Origin of the sequence: Flavobacterium collinsii, from assembly GCF_946903285.1 — a bacterium.
Classification (GTDB): Bacteria; Bacteroidota; Bacteroidia; order Flavobacteriales; family Flavobacteriaceae; genus Flavobacterium; species Flavobacterium collinsii.
Window position 1 is genome coordinate 2,345,923 of sequence record NZ_OX336425.1, and the last position, 17,256, is coordinate 2,363,178.

8 protein-coding genes, 2 tRNA genes and 3 rRNA genes are annotated in these 17,256 nt (G+C 39.6%); 6 read left to right on the plus strand and 7 right to left on the minus strand.

What is annotated here, in order from left to right; translation table 11 throughout:
- Positions 1–28 precede the first annotated feature (28 nt).
- The 7 genes from OGZ34_RS10165 to OGZ34_RS10195 form a co-directional block, all read right to left on the minus strand.
- A complete protein-coding gene (locus OGZ34_RS10165) occupies positions 29–1,105 on the minus strand; it encodes a porin (RefSeq protein ID WP_263362939.1) in 1,077 nt (358 codons plus the stop codon).
- Between the two features lie 393 nt (positions 1,106–1,498).
- A complete protein-coding gene (locus OGZ34_RS10170) occupies positions 1,499–2,050 on the minus strand; it encodes a K(+)-transporting ATPase subunit C (RefSeq protein WP_263362940.1) in 552 nt (183 codons plus the stop codon).
- A gap of 97 nt (positions 2,051–2,147) precedes the next feature.
- On the minus strand, positions 2,148–4,181 hold the full coding sequence (kdpB, locus tag OGZ34_RS10175; protein ID WP_263362941.1) for a potassium-transporting ATPase subunit KdpB: 2,034 nt from the start codon (positions 4,179–4,181) through the stop codon (positions 2,148–2,150).
- A 200-nt stretch (positions 4,182–4,381) separates the two neighbouring features.
- On the minus strand, positions 4,382–6,103 hold the full coding sequence (gene kdpA, locus OGZ34_RS10180; protein ID WP_173964279.1) for a potassium-transporting ATPase subunit KdpA: 1,722 nt from the start codon (positions 6,101–6,103) through the stop codon (positions 4,382–4,384).
- 93 nt (positions 6,104–6,196) lie between these two features.
- Positions 6,197–6,274, minus strand: a complete 78-nt coding sequence (gene kdpF, locus OGZ34_RS10185; RefSeq protein ID WP_073075461.1) for a K(+)-transporting ATPase subunit F — start codon at positions 6,272–6,274, stop codon at positions 6,197–6,199.
- 214 nt (positions 6,275–6,488) lie between these two features.
- Positions 6,489–6,770, minus strand: a complete 282-nt coding sequence (locus tag OGZ34_RS10190) for a DUF7674 family protein (RefSeq protein WP_173964278.1) — start codon at positions 6,768–6,770, stop codon at positions 6,489–6,491.
- A 275-nt stretch (positions 6,771–7,045) separates the two neighbouring features.
- Entirely contained in the window at positions 7,046–8,389 is a 1,344-nt protein-coding gene (locus OGZ34_RS10195; protein ID WP_263362942.1) for a sigma-54-dependent transcriptional regulator, read from the minus strand.
- Between the two features lie 425 nt (positions 8,390–8,814).
- On the opposite strand from OGZ34_RS10195, the gene OGZ34_RS10200 reads away from it, so the two are divergent.
- From OGZ34_RS10200 to rrf, 6 genes are all read left to right on the plus strand, one after another.
- Positions 8,815–9,816, plus strand: a complete 1,002-nt coding sequence (locus OGZ34_RS10200; RefSeq protein ID WP_263362943.1) for an LLM class flavin-dependent oxidoreductase — start codon at positions 8,815–8,817, stop codon at positions 9,814–9,816.
- A 969-nt stretch (positions 9,817–10,785) separates the two neighbouring features.
- Positions 10,786–12,298: ribosomal RNA gene (locus tag OGZ34_RS10205) — 16S ribosomal RNA — on the plus strand.
- Positions 12,299–12,425: 127 nt separating this feature from the next.
- Positions 12,426–12,499, plus strand: a tRNA-Ile gene (locus tag OGZ34_RS10210).
- A 160-nt stretch (positions 12,500–12,659) separates the two neighbouring features.
- Positions 12,660–12,733, plus strand: a tRNA-Ala gene (locus OGZ34_RS10215).
- A 186-nt stretch (positions 12,734–12,919) separates the two neighbouring features.
- Positions 12,920–15,802 (plus strand): 23S ribosomal RNA (locus OGZ34_RS10220).
- A 181-nt stretch (positions 15,803–15,983) separates the two neighbouring features.
- Positions 15,984–16,093: ribosomal RNA gene (rrf, locus tag OGZ34_RS10225) — 5S ribosomal RNA — on the plus strand.
- Together the 16S, 23S and 5S rRNA genes with 2 tRNA genes alongside form the textbook arrangement of a ribosomal RNA operon.
- The last annotated feature ends 1,163 nt before the right edge of the window (positions 16,094–17,256 follow it).

A 17,256-nucleotide genomic window follows, 5' to 3' on the forward strand; every position in this document is an offset into this window, starting at 1 on the left:
CTTACTGCTTAAAGCTTATAGCCTAAGGCTAAAAAGAAATCGCCAGCGAAGTCGTTACAAACGCGTTCGTATTCGTTGGAAGATTGTTTTTTGTAAATATTTCATCTTTACTGGAAAGATTTCTTGCTTCTAATCTAAACATTACATTATCAGTTACTAAGTAATCAAAGTTAGCTGAAAATCCGTAAGTTTTAAAACCATTTGGAGTTTCTGTTGCAATAATTACTCCTTTTTCATCACTATAATATTCGCCACGGGCTGCAAGCTGAATTTTATCAGTTGGTTTGTATTGTAAAATCAAAATTGGTGAAAACCAGGCGTCATATTTAGTACTGTTTTTAACCGATTGTTGTGTTCCAACATCAAAACCGGCAGTAATATTTGTTTTATCAGTTACTTTAAATTGCCCGTAAAAGTTATTAAAATAACGCCATTTTTTGTCAATATCCGGTTGTTCATTTCCTACATAAGTACTCCAGTTCAGTACCACTTTGTCTGATGGTTTGTAGGTAACCTGAGTTCCAAAAGCAGGAGTTTGATTGCCTTTTACTTTTTGGATACGCTGCCAGCCATTCAGATACATCCCGGCCAGATACCATTCTCCGGATTCAGAAGTGTAGCCAATTTTAACTCCCGTTTCATAATAAGGAGAGTTTTCAGCCAGAATACCTCGGGTTAGATTTTGACAATCTTTTCCAATCGCGCTTTCAAAACCAAGATGCGATGGCATAATTCCCGCATCGACCCATAAATTATGAGAAGAAGAAATCTTCACTCCCACATTTGCTTCATATACATTTTTTAACAAACCCTGTTCGGCGGCCAGGTTGTACTCGGCGTAAGTTCCGGCCATCAGAGCAAAATTTCCGCGAACATTGCCTTTACTGTAGTTCACTTTTGCTAATCCTAAATTGATGTTCATTTCATTACTTCTATTGTAGTTGTAAATAAATCCCGGGCGAGTATGATTGTCCGGTTTTCCGAAATCATAGCTGTAATAAACGTCTACGTATCCTGAAAATGTAAACGGACTTTTTGATTCTTCCTGAGCATGTAAGTTGCTATAACCAAAAGCGATTAAAGCGGTAAGTATAATTTTTTTCATTTTGTTTTGATTGTGAGGAGACAGTGTCCTCGGTAGTAATTTATTAGTAGATTTTTTTAGGAGCTAATCCCGCTATCCGTTTCAATCTTTTGTGTCCGCCGCGGCGGACACAAAAGGATTTCCACTACTATCGGGGCTAGATTATTTGGGGCAAAAAGGGGGCATTCATTATCCTAACAGGTTTTTAAAGCCTGTTAGGTATTTATTAAAATTATTTTCTATTCTGATTTTACGTTCTGTTTGTCATTTCGACGTAAGGAGAAATCTTCACAAGAAACTCCGTAATAAATATCAATCTTTGTCGATTCAGCAACGAAGATTTCTCCTTACGTCGAAATGACAAGAATACGCTAGTAAAATCTCTGAACCTTTGTTACTTTGAACCTTTGAACCTTATTTTAAAGCATCCAAAGCCACATTCAACTCCAGAATATTAACTGTTTCCGGACCTACAACAGCGGTATTGATTTTAGATTCTACCAAAGCTTTCACTTTAGCTTCGTCTAATTTTCTTTCTTTGGCAATACGTTTTACCTGAATCAAAGCACCTTGTGGTGAAACATTCGGATCTAAACCGCTTCCTGAAGCTGTAACCATATCTGCAGGAATCTCAGATTTTTTCAGGTAGGGATGAACGATTAAAAACGTATCCACTCTTTTTTGAACCAAAGCAAGATATTCGGCATTACTTGGTCCTTTATTGCTTCCGGCACTTCCGGCAGCATTATAATCTACAGCCGAAGGTCGTCCCCAGAAATAATTGGATTTATCGAATTTCTGACCAATTTTTTGGTATCCAACCACTTTTCCGTTAACCGAAATCGTTTCTCCTTTTCCTTGATTTGGAGCAAATTGTGCGATTCCATAGATTGCAAGAGGATAAATAACTGCAAACAGAATTACGGTTAGCAGCGTCAGCTTGAATAGTGAAAATATATTTTTCATTTTATTTTTATTTTTAAGGTTCTGAGTTGCTAAGTTTCTAAGATGCTAAGGGAAAAAACTTACAACCTTAGCAACTTAGTTTCTTAGTAACTTTTATTTACATGAAGAGAGCAACAACGATATCAATTAACTTAATTCCGACAAAAGGGACAAGCAACCCGCCTAAACCATAAATCAACAGGTTTCTTTTTAAGATGGCACTTGCTCCGATTGGTTTATAATCGACACCTCTTAATGCTAGAGGGATTAATATTGGGATAATTACCGCATTAAAAATTACGGCCGATAAAATGGCGCTTTCCGGACTGTGCAGACGCATGATATTTAAACCTTCCAAAGCTGGAATTGCCGTGATGAAAAGGGCAGGAACAATAGCAAAATACTTTGCTACGTCATTGGCAATGGAGAAAGTAGTCAGCGTACCACGAGTCATTAATAACTGTTTTCCAATTTCGATGATCTCGATTAACTTCGTTGGATCATTGTCAAGATCCACCATGTTTCCGGCTTCTTTAGCGGCCTGTGTTCCGCTGTTCATGGCAACACCCACGTTGGCTTGCGCAAGGGCAGGAGCGTCATTGGTTCCGTCACCCATCATGGCTACCAGTTTACCCAGATTCTGCTCGTTTTTAATGTAATTCATTTTATCCTCAGGTTTCGCTTCGGCAATAAAATCATCAACACCGGCAGCTTCGGCGATAAACTTCGCAGTAAGCGGATTATCTCCGGTCACCATTACCGTTTTAACACCCATTTTTCTCAAACGGTCAAAACGTTCTTTCATTCCCGTTTTAATAATATCCTGTAATTCGATAACCCCTTGAACCTGATTGTCTTTAATAACTACCAGTGGTGTTCCTCCTTTAGACGAAATATCAATTACCTTTTGAGCAATATCTTCAGGGAAAGAGTTTCCGGCTTGAAGTGCGATGTTTTTTGCTGCATCCTGAGCTCCTTTTCTAATATTGGTTCCGTCTTTTAAAACAACTCCGGAAGTCCTGGTTTCTGCGGTAAATTTAATTAAAGTAGCACCTTCAATAGATAATTTATTGGCAAGTTCGGCTCCAGCCAATTCCACGATACTCTTTCCTTCCGGAGTGTCATCTGCCAATGAACTTAGCACGGCAGATTTTATAAAATCTTCTTCTGAAACACCTTTAGCAGGATAAAAATTCGTTGCTTTTCTGTTTCCAATTGTTATGGTTCCGGTTTTATCCAAAAGTAAAACGTCAATATCTCCGGCAGTCTCAACCGCTTTTCCTGATTTTGTAATTACATTGGCACGCAAAGCTCTGTCCATTCCCGCGATTCCAATGGCAGAAAGTAAACCACCAATTGTAGTTGGAATTAAACAGACAAACAAAGAAATGAAAGCCGCAATCGTGATGGGTGCATTTGCATAGTCGGCAAACGGTTTTAGCGTAACGCACACAATCACGAAGATTAAAGTAAATGCGGCTAATAAAATGGTTAATGCAATTTCGTTTGGCGTTTTCTGACGGCTTGCACCTTCCACCAGAGCAATCATTTTGTCCAAAAAGCTTTCGCCAGGTTCCGACGTTACAATTACTTTTATTTTGTCTGATAATACTTTTGTTCCACCGGTTACAGATGATTTGTCACCTCCGGCTTCCCGAATCACAGGAGCACTTTCTCCTGTAATGGCACTTTCGTCTATAGTAGCCAATCCTTCGATAATTTCACCGTCAGTAGCAATTAAATCACCTGCTTCGCAAATGAAGATGTCTCCTTTTTTCAATTCAGAAGAACTGATGTTTTTGATTTCTCCGTTAGGTAAAATCTGTCTGGCCGGAGTTTCTTCACGTGTTTTTCTTAAACTGTCGGCTTGTGCTTTTCCTCTCGCTTCAGCAATGGCTTCGGCAAAATTGGCAAACAAAAGCGTAGCCAGTAAAATTAAAAATACAATCAGGTTGTAAATGAAACTACCCTGATCCTGAGCTCCCATTAAGATGGAAACACAAACAGCAAACATAATGGCAGTTCCTATTTCTACGGTAAACATTACCGGGTTTTTGATCATCATTTTTGGATTAAGCTTTACAAAAGATTGCACTAAAGCTTCTTTTACCTGCTTACTTTCAAACAACGATGTGGATTTATTATGAGTCATTTTTTTTATATTATTTATTAGTTGACTGTTTCTTTTAACACATAGAAACATAGATTCTTTCTTTTGAGATTAAGGACGTTTTACTTTCATACATTCACAGAGCTATGTGAAAAAAATGAGTTTTCTTTAATTTTCTTTTGAATTCATTTTATCTATGTTTCTATGTGTTTAAAAAACATCGTTTAGCATTGAGAAATTAATTATTTTAGTGTAAAATACTCCGCTAAAGGTCCAAGTGCTAATGCCGGAAAGAATGATAAAGCAGCGATAATTGCGATTACGGCAAAAACCATTATTCCAAAAATTGTAGTATCTGTTTTTAAAGTTCCTGCACTTTCCGGGATGTATTTTTTACCTGCCAGTAAACCTGCGATAGCCAGTGGTCCAACGATTGGAATGAAACGGCTTAACAATAAAACAATTCCTGTAGTGATATTCCAGAACGGATTGTTATCTCCCAAACCTTCAAAACCAGAACCATTGTTAGCTGCACTTGAAGTATATTCGTACAACATTTCTGAGAATCCGTGATGTCCCGGATTGTTGAGCCAGCCTGTCGCGTTTCCGCTAAACCACCATCCCATAGCTGTGTCATTTGCAGCAAAATAAGAGGCTAAAGCTGTTCCTGATAATATTAATAAAGGGTGAAGAATTGCAATGAAAGCGGCAATCTTAACTTCCCGGGCCTCAATTTTCTTTCCTAAAAATTCAGGTGTTCGTCCTACCATTAATCCGGAAATAAATACCGCGAGAATAATGAAGATGTAAAAGTTTAGAATACCAACACCGCAACCGCCGTAAAACGCATTCACCATCATGGCAAGCAATTCCATAGCACCAGAAACCGGCATTGAACTATCGTGCATACTATCTACAGAACCTGTAGAAATTACAGTCGTGGCAATACTCCAGAAACCTGAAATGGCTGGCCCTAAACGAACCTCTTTTCCTTCCATTGCCCCGGTTGTTTGAGCGATTCCCATTTTTTCGATGGCAGGATTTCCGTTGATTTCACTCATTACCGTTGGGATAACCAGTAACAGGAATCCAACCGTCATAACACCAAAAATGACATAAGATAATTTTCTTTTTTTCAGATAAAAGCCTAAGGCAAAAATCATGGCAAACGGAACAATTAATTGTGCCCATAACTCAACCGCATTACTAAAGTAAGTTGGGTTTTCTAAGGGGTGTGCTGAATTGGCTCCAAAAAAACCACCACCATTGGTACCGATATGTTTAATTGCAATAAATGCTGCGGCAGGTCCGCGGGAAACTTCTACGGTATCACCTTGTAAAGTTGTAATCGCATCTTTTCCTTCAAACGTCATAGGAGTTCCGCTAAACAATAGAGCAACTGCTACAATAGCTGAAAGAGGCAATAAAATACGCGTACAGCTTTTGATAAAATAATTGTAAAAGTTACCTAGTTTTTCGGTTGTTCTTTCCTTCATTGCAGTGAAAACCATCGCAGCAGCGGCCAGTCCTACACCGGCAGAAACAAATTGAAGGAACATTAGGAACATTTGTGACAGATAAGAAACACCGCTTTCGCCAGAGTAATGCTGTAAATTACAATTGACAACAAATGAAATGGCTGTATTAAAGGCCAGATCCGGACTCATTGACGGGTTGTTATCGGGATTTAAAAACAACGATCCCTGGAATAATAAGATAAAGAAGCAAAGAAAGAACCAAATCATATTGATACTTAAAAGGGCTTTTAAGTGTTGTTTCCAGTTCATTTCTTCAGTGGAATTGATACCGCTGATTTTAAAGATAATTTTTTCAATTGGATTGAAAATTGGGTCAAAAAGCGTTTTATCACCTAAATAAACTTTAGCAATATATTTTCCTAAGGGAATGGCTAAAACTATCGTGAGGATAAAAATACCAATGACACCTAATAATTCTGTATTCATAATTTTTTTTAATTTTAGTGAAATGTCAGATGTGATTTGTAAAAGGAGATCGATGTATAACATCCAACATCTCACTTATAACTTGTAACATCATTAAAATTTTTCAGGTTTAATTAATACATAAACCAAATAGCCAAAAACGGCAATCGAAACAATAAATAGTGCAGTCATGATTTATATTTTTTCAAAAAATTCAACTGATTTAAAACAGATGGCAAAGAGTAGGGCGCCCAGTCCGAGCAAAAGAAATGTGATTAACATAGATTATTAGATTTTAGATTTGTGAAATATTATTTGTGAGATGTAAATTGTGAAATGTGAGATGTTAGTTGTGGATATGGTTTTATTTTACATTTCACCTTTTACAGTGTACATTTTACTAAAATTAGACTCCTGAAGTATTAACTTGTCGGATATATTCTGCTTTAAGCGTTTGTGGAAAAAGATGTGAGATATTACAGTGACGCATTTCCATAAAAGAAGAAACCGAGAAAACATACACATTCGAAATGGCATTTTTAGTTTCGATACTTCCGTTGATGAATAGGCGTTCAGCAAGTGCCAGGCATTTTTTTGCGCGAACAATATTGCCGGATATTATTGATTTTTTAGTTATCTCAGCAAAGCGATCAGCTTGTTTGTAGATTGAAGTGACTTGATTTTTCATGAGAATGAATTTTTGTGTTCTTCCCTCTTATGCCAAAAGTTAGACCTAAATTACAAAATAATACCTAAAGTGTTACTGGTAAGTAAATTATGGTTTTGTGCCAAAAATAAGGCACAAAAAAAGCCTATCATAATGATAAGCTTTTATTGAAATGATAAGGTGATTTGTTATTTGTAAGATGTGAAATATTGTTTGTGAAAAGTGAAAAGCGATTTGAAAAAACTAAAAATTTCGCATCTAAGATCTTACAAACAACATCTCACATTGCCACATTACTACTGAATTCCATATTCGTCTAATTTTCTATACAGAGTTGCAATCCCGATTTCGAGTAAGCGTGCCGTTTCGGCCTTGTTGCCTTTTGAGTAATTTAAAACCTTCTGAATGTGTAGTTTTTCAACACTCTGCATTGAAAAAGCCGACATTTGTTTGGTGTTTTTTTCTTTTTCATGTTGCATTTCGTAAGGTAAAACATCTGAAGTCAGCGTATCGTTGCTGCTCAAAATAACCGATCTTTCAATAATGTTTTTAAGCTCACGAATATTTCCCGGCCATGAATAATGTTCTAATTTTTGAATGAAATCATCGGTTACCTGCAATGTTTTTTTATTGGTTTTCTCAGAAAATTGTTTGACAAAAGAGTGTGTCAAAAGCGCAATGTCTTTTACTCTTTCTCGTAATGGCGGTAGTGTAATCTCAAAAATATTGAGTCGGAAATACAAATCGGAACGAAAACGGTGTTCTTCGCTTTCTATTTTTAAATCTCGGTTTGTTGCGGCAATCAACCTGAAATTTGATTTTTTTGGAGTGGTATCACCAAGCGGAATGTATTCGCTGGTTTCTAAAACGCGCAACAATTTAGCTTGTAGCTCAATGGGCATTTCTCCAATTTCATCCAGAAATAAAGTACCACCATTGGCTTCTTCGATAAAACCTTTTTTGTCTTTTAAAGCTCCGGTAAAAGCACCTTGTTTGTGTCCGAAGAGTTCGCTTTCCAGGATTTCTTTGCTGAAAGTACTGCAGTTTAAGGCCACAAAAGATTTACCGACACGGTTACTGTTTTCGTGAATGGCTTGCGCAAAAACCTCTTTTCCGGTTCCGGTTTCGCCTGTTAGTAAAACAGTTGAATCGGTTTTGGCTACTTTTTTAGCTAAATCAATAACCTGTTCTATGCCTTTTGATTTTCCAATAATTGTATTAAAAGAATATTTGTCGCCAATGCGTTTTTCAAGTTGTTTTACCTTTTTTTGCAAATGTACTTTTTCGACAGCCTTGTAAAGTAGCGGAATGATTTTATCATTATCGTCGCCTTTTACGATATAATCGAAAGCACCATTTTTCATAGCCTGAACACCATCCGGAATATTTCCGAAAGCTGTTAGTAAAATAACTTCAATCAAAGGAAAACTTGCTTTTATATGCTGTAGAAAGTCAACACCATTTCCGTCGGGTAATTTTACATCACATAAAACGACATCAATATCGGTTTGTTCGAGTTTCTTAAAACCGGATTTTAAATCTTTGGCTTCAATCACTTCAAATCCTTCCGATTTGATAATGCGTGCGAGCAGACTTCTTAGTTTTTCTTCGTCGTCTATAATTAAAATTTTATGTGTCATTTGGGGATATTGTTAAATCGAGTAGTGCATTTCGAAATACAAATTTAGTCTTTAAATCTTTTGACTTACGAATTGTGGGATAAATTTGAAGAAAAAAAGGAGGGGGGAATTCAGGTTTAAAAAAGTAAAGCTTCCTGTTTTTTCTGAAATTGCTCCAGTGGAGTAAAATGCTTCTGGTAAATGTAAATTTCAGGTATCAAAAAGCTCCAGAGGAGCGAAATATAAATCTTTTGTGACGTTCTTGAATGAAGTGAAATATTTTTATAAATATAGAATCTATGTCTCTATTAGTTAAAAGCAATTATGCTAACAGATTATTGAAAAATGTATTTACTAGTCGAAAGAAATATTATAAATCTATTAACAACAGAAAACGAAAGGTATCCATGTAAATGAAGTAGTTTTGTATTCTAGCATTTTTTTATATGAAAAACCCAATTTCAGTCTCATTATTAGAGCTCGCTATCATTACTCAGGATAGTAATGCCAAAGAAACATTTCAAAAAACAAAAGACATAGCGCAATTAGCAGATAATTTAGGATACAAGCGATTTTGGCTTGCAGAACATCACAATATGGCACATGTCGCCAGTTCGGCTACAGTTGTATTGATTGGTTACATTGCGAGTCAAACACAAAACATTAGAGTAGGTTCTGGTGGAATCATGTTACCCAATCATTCTCCTTTAATAGTAGCAGAGCAATTTGGAACTTTAGAAACACTTTATCCGGGTAGAATTGATTTAGGTTTAGGAAGAGCTCCCGGGACAGATCAGCCAACGGCCGAAGCTATCCGAAAAGACTTTTTTGAACAAGCACAGCGATTTCCGCAAAATGTAACGAAGCTTCAGGATTACTTCTCGACCGAAAATGCGACAGCAAAAGTAAGAGCATTTCCAGCAGAAGGAACAGGTGTTCCAATCTGGATTTTAGGTTCAAGTATGGATAGCGCTGCTCTTGCTGCAGCCTATGGATTACCGTATGCATTCGCCGGACATTTTGCTCCGCGACAAATGATACAGGCATTTGAGTTTTATCGCGAAAATTTTCAGGCGTCAAATACTTTAGATAAACCAAAAACCATGGCGTGTGTCAATATTGTTGCGGCAGATACAAACGAAGAAGCCGAAAGGTTATCTACGAGTTTGTATCAAATGTTTTTGAATTTAATTCGAAACGATCGAAAAGGCCTGCAGCCGCCTGTAGATTCTCTAGATGATATTATGGGCGAAGAAGAACGCTTTCATGTCAACCAAATGACCGCATGTACTTTTACAGGAAACAAAGCACAATTAGCAACAGATCTTAAAAAGTTCATCGATTACGCCAGAATCGACGAACTAATGGTAACCAGCCCAATCTTCGATCATCAAGCTAAGTTAAAAAGCATCGAAATTACTAAACAAGTAATTGATAGTTTAAATTAGTGTATCCATATAAGTAGAAATTCACACTACCTAATATATAAGGAAGAATTCCGCTCCACAACCCGACAGGTTTTTTCAACCTGTCGGGTTTGTTGTTTCTGTTCCTATATATAAGGAGTGATTATGTTCAGCTGAGCGAAGTCGAAGATGAGATTTGGAATTTAAGAAATTTAGTAGCTTTCTCCCGCTATTGGTTTCAATCTTTTGCTTTTTAAAGGAAAAAGCAAAAGGATTTCCACTTCTATCGGGGCTAGGGCAGAGATTTTCAGAGGAAAGATCGGTCATAAAATAAAAACTTGGCGTCTTTGCGCCTTTGCGAGACTAGTAAAATAGGGGTGTTTGGAAAGATGGAACTATGGGGAAAGAGATTTGATAGAGAAAAACCTTTCAAACCTGAAAATAGTTTAATTTGTAAAAGGGGTGTTATCAGAGTGTTAAGATAAAGTTTGAAAAAAGATCAAAAATAGTTCGATGAAAAGCTTGTAGAACTCAATAAAGTGACTACTTTTGCACCCGCAACAGCGATAGACGTTCACTGAAATACTGACAAGCAAACGAATTAAAACGAAAAGAAATTTTCAAAAAAAGATTCGAAAAAGCTTGTGAGATTTGAAAATGGATATTACATTTGCACCCCGCAAACGAAGTTCACCGAACACTTTTAAAAATAGAAGTTAAGTGAGGTAAAACACGGGAAGCTCATTGAAAGACTGGTAGGGAGAGAAGGAAAAAAGGAAAGAAATTTTCTTAAAAAAAAACTTCAAAAATCTCTTGCCGTTTAGAAATAAGTTTTCTACTTTTGCACCCGCTTTGAGAAACAAGCGAAACAAGAAAAGAAACACGTTCGTAGACATATTGAATTGACAGCCGTTTTAACAGAGATGTTAAAACAAAAGAATAAGAGTAAATGAATCGAGAGATTCGAAAAGAACCGATAGATAAAGCATCGCAATATAATATAAAAAATATACGATGAAGAGTTTGATCCTGGCTCAGGATGAACGCTAGCGGCAGGCTTAACACATGCAAGTCGAGGGGTATGCTTCTTCGGAAGCAGAGACCGGCGCACGGGTGCGTAACGCGTATGCAATCTACCTTTTACAGAGGGATAGCCCAGAGAAATTTGGATTAATACCTCATAGTATAGCTGAATCGCATGATTCTACTATTAAAGTCACAACGGTAAAAGATGAGCATGCGTCCCATTAGCTAGTGGTAAGGTAACGGCTTACCAAGGCTACGATGGGTAGGGGTCCTGAGAGGGAGATCCCCCACACTGGTACTGAGACACGGACCAGACTCCTACGGGAGGCAGCAGTGAGGAATATTGGACAATGGGCGCAAGCCTGATCCAGCCATGCCGCGTGCAGGATGACGGTCCTATGGATTGTAAACTGCTTTTATACGAGAAGAAACACTGCTTCGTGAAGCAGCTTGACGGTATCGTAAGAATAAGGATCGGCTAACTCCGTGCCAGCAGCCGCGGTAATACGGAGGATCCAAGCGTTATCCGGAATCATTGGGTTTAAAGGGTCCGTAGGCGGTTTAATAAGTCAGTGGTGAAAGCCCATCGCTCAACGGTGGAACGGCCATTGATACTGTTAAACTTGAATTATTAGGAAGTAACTAGAATATGTAGTGTAGCGGTGAAATGCTTAGAGATTACATGGAATACCAATTGCGAAGGCAGGTTACTACTAATGGATTGACGCTGATGGACGAAAGCGTGGGTAGCGAACAGGATTAGATACCCTGGTAGTCCACGCCGTAAACGATGGATACTAGCTGTTGGAAGCAATTTCAGTGGCTAAGCGAAAGTGATAAGTATCCCACCTGGGGAGTACGTTCGCAAGAATGAAACTCAAAGGAATTGACGGGGGCCCGCACAAGCGGTGGAGCATGTGGTTTAATTCGATGATACGCGAGGAACCTTACCAAGGCTTAAATGTAGATTGACCGGTTTGGAAACAGATCTTTCGCAAGACAATTTACAAGGTGCTGCATGGTTGTCGTCAGCTCGTGCCGTGAGGTGTCAGGTTAAGTCCTATAACGAGCGCAACCCCTGTTGTTAGTTGCCAGCGAGTCATGTCGGGAACTCTAACAAGACTGCCAGTGCAAACTGTGAGGAAGGTGGGGATGACGTCAAATCATCACGGCCCTTACGCCTTGGGCTACACACGTGCTACAATGGCCGGTACAGAGAGCAGCCACTGGGCGACCAGGAGCGAATCTATAAAACCGGTCACAGTTCGGATCGGAGTCTGCAACTCGACTCCGTGAAGCTGGAATCGCTAGTAATCGGATATCAGCCATGATCCGGTGAATACGTTCCCGGGCCTTGTACACACCGCCCGTCAAGCCATGGAAGCTGGGGGTGCCTGAAGTCGGTGACCGCAAGGAGCTGCCTAGGGTAAAACTGGTAACTAGGGCTAAGTCGTAACAAGGTAGCCGTACCGGAAGGTGCGGCTGGAACACCTCCTTTCTAGAGCCTCAAATGTTAGTAGTAATACACGTTGAGGAAAAAAGATGTTAATTTAGAAGGTTCTGAATCACAACATTCACTTACTCTTGCTGTTAATTTAAAAAATAATGAAAATTAAGTAAAACAGAGTCTCGTAGCTCAGCTGGTTAGAGTACTACACTGATAATGTAGGGGTCGGCAGTTCGAGTCTGCCCGGGACTACTTTTTTAGAGTTTAGAGTTATAAATTATGAATTATAAGTTATAATAAAAAAAACAACAAACTAAAAAAGACTGAAATACTTAAGATAAAGGAAATTTTAGAAGTTGAGCGTTTATGAGAGAAATCATAACTCATAATTCATAACTCATCATTTAAAAATGGGGGATTAGCTCAGCTGGCTAGAGCGCCTGCCTTGCACGCAGGAGGTCAACGGTTCGACTCCGTTATTCTCCACAAAGCCGAAAGCTATAAGCTTTAGGCGGTAAGCTAAGAAAGCTTAAAGCGTATTGCTTAAAGCCTACAGCTAATAAAGTTCATTGACATATTGAGATAAGAAAATAATAAAAAGTAGAAAGCGTTTTTTACAATTTTATTGTAAAAGACAAAAAAAAACGGTCTTAATTAATTTTAAGATTGGTACAATAAGCAAAATAAGGGCGTATGGGGGATGCCTAGGCTCTCAGAGGCGATGAAAGGCGTGATAAGCTGCGAAAAGCTACGGGGACGGGCACACACCGATTGATCCGTAGATACCTGAATGGGGCAACCCACTATGTTGAAGACATAGTACACCGATAGGTGGGCAAACCCGCTGAACTGAAACATCTAAGTAGGCGGAGGAGAAGAAAACAAAAGTGATTCCGTAAGTAGTGGCGAGCGAACGCGGATTAGCCCAAACCAATGATGTTACGGCATGATTGGGGTTGTAGGACCACGACATTTTATGTACAAGGAACCGGAAGTTACTGGAAAGTGACACCATAGAGGGTGATAGTCCCGTATGGGTAACGAGTATAATAGATAGTGGTATCCTGAGTAGGGCGGGGCACGTGAAACCCTGTCTGAATTTGGCGGGACCATCCGCTAAGGCTAAATACTCCTGAGAGACCGATAGTGAACCAGTACCGTGAGGGAAAGGTGAAAAGAACCGTGAATAACGGAGTGAAATAGATCCTGAAACCATACGCTTACAAGCGGTCGGAGCCCTTTCGTGGGGTGACGGCGTGCCTTTTGCATAATGAGCCTACGAGTTAACGTTGCTGGCAAGGTTAAGTGGTTAAGCCACGGATCCGTAGCGAAAGCGAGTCTGAATAGGGCGCTTTAGTCAGTAGTGTTAGACGCGAAACCGTGTGATCTACCCATGGGCAGGTTGAAGCTGTGGTAACACATAGTGGAGGACCGAACCGGTTGACGTTGAAAAGTCTTCGGATGACCTGTGGGTAGGGGTGAAAGGCCAATCAAACTCGGAAATAGCTCGTACTCCCCGAAATGCATTTAGGTGCAGCGCTGAGCGTAAAGTTATATAGAGGTAGAGCTACTGATTGGATGCGGGGGCTTCACCGCCTACCAATTCCTGACAAACTCCGAATGCTATATAATGTTTCTCAGCAGTGAGGGCTTGGGTGCTAAGGTCCAAGTCCGAGAGGGAAAGAACCCAGACCATCAGCTAAGGTCCCCAAATATACGCTAAGTTGAAAGAACGAGGTTTGTCTGCCCAGACAGCTAGGATGTTGGCTTGGAAGCAGCCATTCATTTAAAGAGTGCGTAACAGCTCACTAGTCGAGCGGACGAGCATGGATAATAATCGGGCATAAGTGTATTACCGAAGCTATGGATTTACAGTCTGACTGTAAGTGGTAGGGGAGCATTCTAACAGGGTTGAAGGTGTATCGTCAGGTATGCTGGACTGGTTAGAAAAGAAAATGTAGGCATAAGTAACGATAATGCGGGCGAGAAACCCGCACACCGAAAAACTAAGGTTTCCACAGCTATGCTAATCAGCTGTGGGTTAGTCTGGTCCTAAGGCGAACCCGAAAGGGACAGTCGATGGCTAACGGGTTAATATTCCCGTACTACTAATTACTGTGATGGGGTGACGGAGTGATGAAAGCGCCGCGAACTGACGGAATAGTTCGTTGAAGTACCTACCTATAAGATCTGCAGGCAAATCCACAGATCTTGGGGAAATACGATAGTACTCGGAGTCTTCGGACAAAGAGATAGTGCGCCTAAGGGCTTCCAAGAAAAACCTCTAAACTTCAGGTAATTAGTACCAGTACCGTAAACCGACACAGGTAGTTGAGGAGAGAATCCTAAGGTGCTCGAGAGATTCATGGCTAAGGAATTAGGCAAAATAGACCTGTAACTTCGGGAGAAAGGTCGCCAGCGCAAGCTGGCCGCAGTGAAGAGGTCCAGGCGACTGTTTATCAAAAACACAGGGCTCTGCAAAATCGTAAGATGAAGTATAGGGCCTGACACCTGCCCGGTGCTGGAAGGTTAAGAGGAGATGTTATCTTCGGAGAAGCATTGAATTGAAGCCCCAGTAAACGGCGGCCGTAACTATAACGGTCCTAAGGTAGCGAAATTCCTTGTCGGGTAAGTTCCGACCTGCACGAATGGTGTAACGATCTGGACACTGTCTCAGCCATGAGCTCGGTGAAATTGTAGTAACGGTGAAGATGCCGTTTACCCGCAGTGGGACGAAAAGACCCTGTGCACCTTTACTATAGCTTAGTATTGACCTTGGATAAATGATGTGTAGGATAGGTTGGAGACTGTGAAGTGGCGTCGCCAGGCGTTGTGGAGTCATTGTTGAAATACAACCCTTTGTTTATCTGAGGCCTAACTCTTCGATGAAGAGGACATTGCTTGGTGGGTAGTTTGACTGGGGTGGTCGCCTCCAAAAGAGTAACGGAGGCTTCTAAAGGTTCCCTCAGTACGCTTGGTAACCGTGCGTAGAGTGCAATGGCATAAGGGAGCTTGACTGAGAGACATACAGGTCGATCAGGTACGAAAGTAGAGCATAGTGATCCGGTGGTTCCGCATGGAAGGGCCATCGCTCAAAGGATAAAAGGTACGCCGGGGATAACAGGCTGATCTCCCCCAAGAGCTCATATCGACGGGGGGGTTTGGCACCTCGATGTCGGCTCGTCACATCCTGGGGCTGGAGAAGGTCCCAAGGGTTGGGCTGTTCGCCCATTAAAGTGGCACGCGAGCTGGGTTCAGAACGTCGTGAGACAGTTCGGTCTCTATCTACTGTGGGCGTTAGAAATTTGAGTGGATCTGATTCTAGTACGAGAGGACCGAATTGGACAAACCTCTAGTGTATCTGTTGTCCCGCCAGGGGCACCGCAGAGTAGCTACGTTTGGAAGGGATAAGCGCTGAAAGCATATAAGCGCGAAACCCACCACAAGATGAGATTTCTTTTAAGGATCGTGGAAGATGACCACGTTGATAGGCTATAGATGTAAAGGCAGTAATGTCATAGTCGAGTAGTACTAATAATCCGTAAGCTTATGTACACCTTTTCCCGTCCGTTAAGGCGGACGGGGAGAAACTTTCTAAAATAGTAAATAAAAGTACTTTTCTTTATCTCAGTATGTTAAGATATTTGCTCGCGCAAGAGCAGTAACTAGTGAAAAGTAACTAGTAAAGAGTCTAAGGACTAATTACTATGCACTAAGGACTAATTACTAAAAACCTTAAGGTGGTTATTGCGGCGGGGCTCACCTCTTCCCATCCCGAACAGAGTAGTTAAGCCCGCCTGCGCAGATGGTACTGCAGTTATGTGGGAGAGTATGTCGTCGCCTTTCTTTTTAAAACCCTATCCAAATCGGATAGGGTTTTTTGTTTTATAGCGCTTTTTAAATTCTTGCGTGCTTTGTGTAATGCTTTGCGAACTTTGCGGTTAAAAAACAGATCGCGGATTGTACTGATTCGCTATGCGAAAACGCGGATTAGAACGGATTTTTTCTTTCAGGACGATATTTCGCATAATACTCTTAAATATTAATAAGGGCTGAAAGCCCGAAAAGCAGAAAGCATAGTGCGAAGCGCTATGAAATAAATAGCAATAATATCATTTCGCCCTGAAAGGGCAGATGCCTCAAGATAAAGAGAAAGATTTATATCATTTTGAACAGCATTTTCTGGATCAATATAAAATGTTGTGGGGTTGTTGATAGAAGTTATTTCTTTTACTAACGATTTCAGCTCTTCATTTAAGAGATCATTTTATTACAGCTGATTTTATAATTAGTGTTCTCTTTCGGTATAAATATTTTAAATGTTTAAAAAGACTTGAAAGCGTAAAAGCATAAAAATAGTGCAACGCACTATAAATTAAGATAATGAATCATATTGTACTGAAGAGGCATAAGTAGTTATTAATAAAGTATAAGATGTTGATTAAAAGTTGCTTACTTTCGGAAATGACATAAAATAAGATATGTGCTTTTTGGGTTATGCTTTCGCCCTTACAGGGCTTAAAGAAATGCTCACCATTATTCATGGCACTTCGTGCCATGTTACTGCTAAGGCTCTTTCAGAGCAACAGATTCCAAATAGCGGTCTCTATGGGGTAAGCTGTAAATTATTATTTTGGAATTAAGAAATTTTAGGAAAATGTAAATCTTTAAAAGATTGCAAAAGGCTGCCACTTTCATTCCTAAAGTGATTTACGGTAAAGAGAATATTATTTTTATCACTCCACAACTTTTGAACCTGATTCTTTTTAGACTGACTAATACTTATGTCCAATTTTATAAATCCACAGGTTTTCGTATTGATCCTATCCTTTTGCGATACCTGAGGTTTTTTAAGATCATATTATGTTTTTCCATGCTTGAAATATGATAGTGCACATTGAGCTTTATATGATTCTAAAAAACGAAATAGGGTTATAATAGGGCGCAGATGTTTTTTCCATCATGATCAAAAAAAACAAAATTGATTTATAGTTGCCAAAATGAGACTT

What these genes read in the sequence shown, in the direction of transcription:
- OGZ34_RS10165 (WP_263362939.1), bottom strand. Translation starts at nt 1,105, where the DNA reads ATGAAAAAAATTATACTTACCGCTTTAATCGCTTTTGGTTATAGCAAC.
- OGZ34_RS10170 (WP_263362940.1), bottom strand. Translation starts at nt 2,050, where the DNA reads ATGAAAAATATATTTTCACTATTCAAGCTGACGCTGCTAACCGTAATT.
- kdpB (WP_263362941.1), bottom strand. Translation starts at nt 4,181, where the DNA reads ATGACTCATAATAAATCCACATCGTTGTTTGAAAGTAAGCAGGTAAAA.
- kdpA (WP_173964279.1), bottom strand. Translation starts at nt 6,103, where the DNA reads ATGAATACAGAATTATTAGGTGTCATTGGTATTTTTATCCTCACGATA.
- kdpF (WP_073075461.1), bottom strand. Translation starts at nt 6,274, where the DNA reads ATGACTGCACTATTTATTGTTTCGATTGCCGTTTTTGGCTATTTGGTT.
- OGZ34_RS10190 (WP_173964278.1), bottom strand. Translation starts at nt 6,770, where the DNA reads ATGAAAAATCAAGTCACTTCAATCTACAAACAAGCTGATCGCTTTGCT.
- OGZ34_RS10195 (WP_263362942.1), bottom strand. Translation starts at nt 8,389, where the DNA reads ATGACACATAAAATTTTAATTATAGACGACGAAGAAAAACTAAGAAGT.
- OGZ34_RS10200 (WP_263362943.1), top strand. Translation starts at nt 8,815, where the DNA reads ATGAAAAACCCAATTTCAGTCTCATTATTAGAGCTCGCTATCATTACT.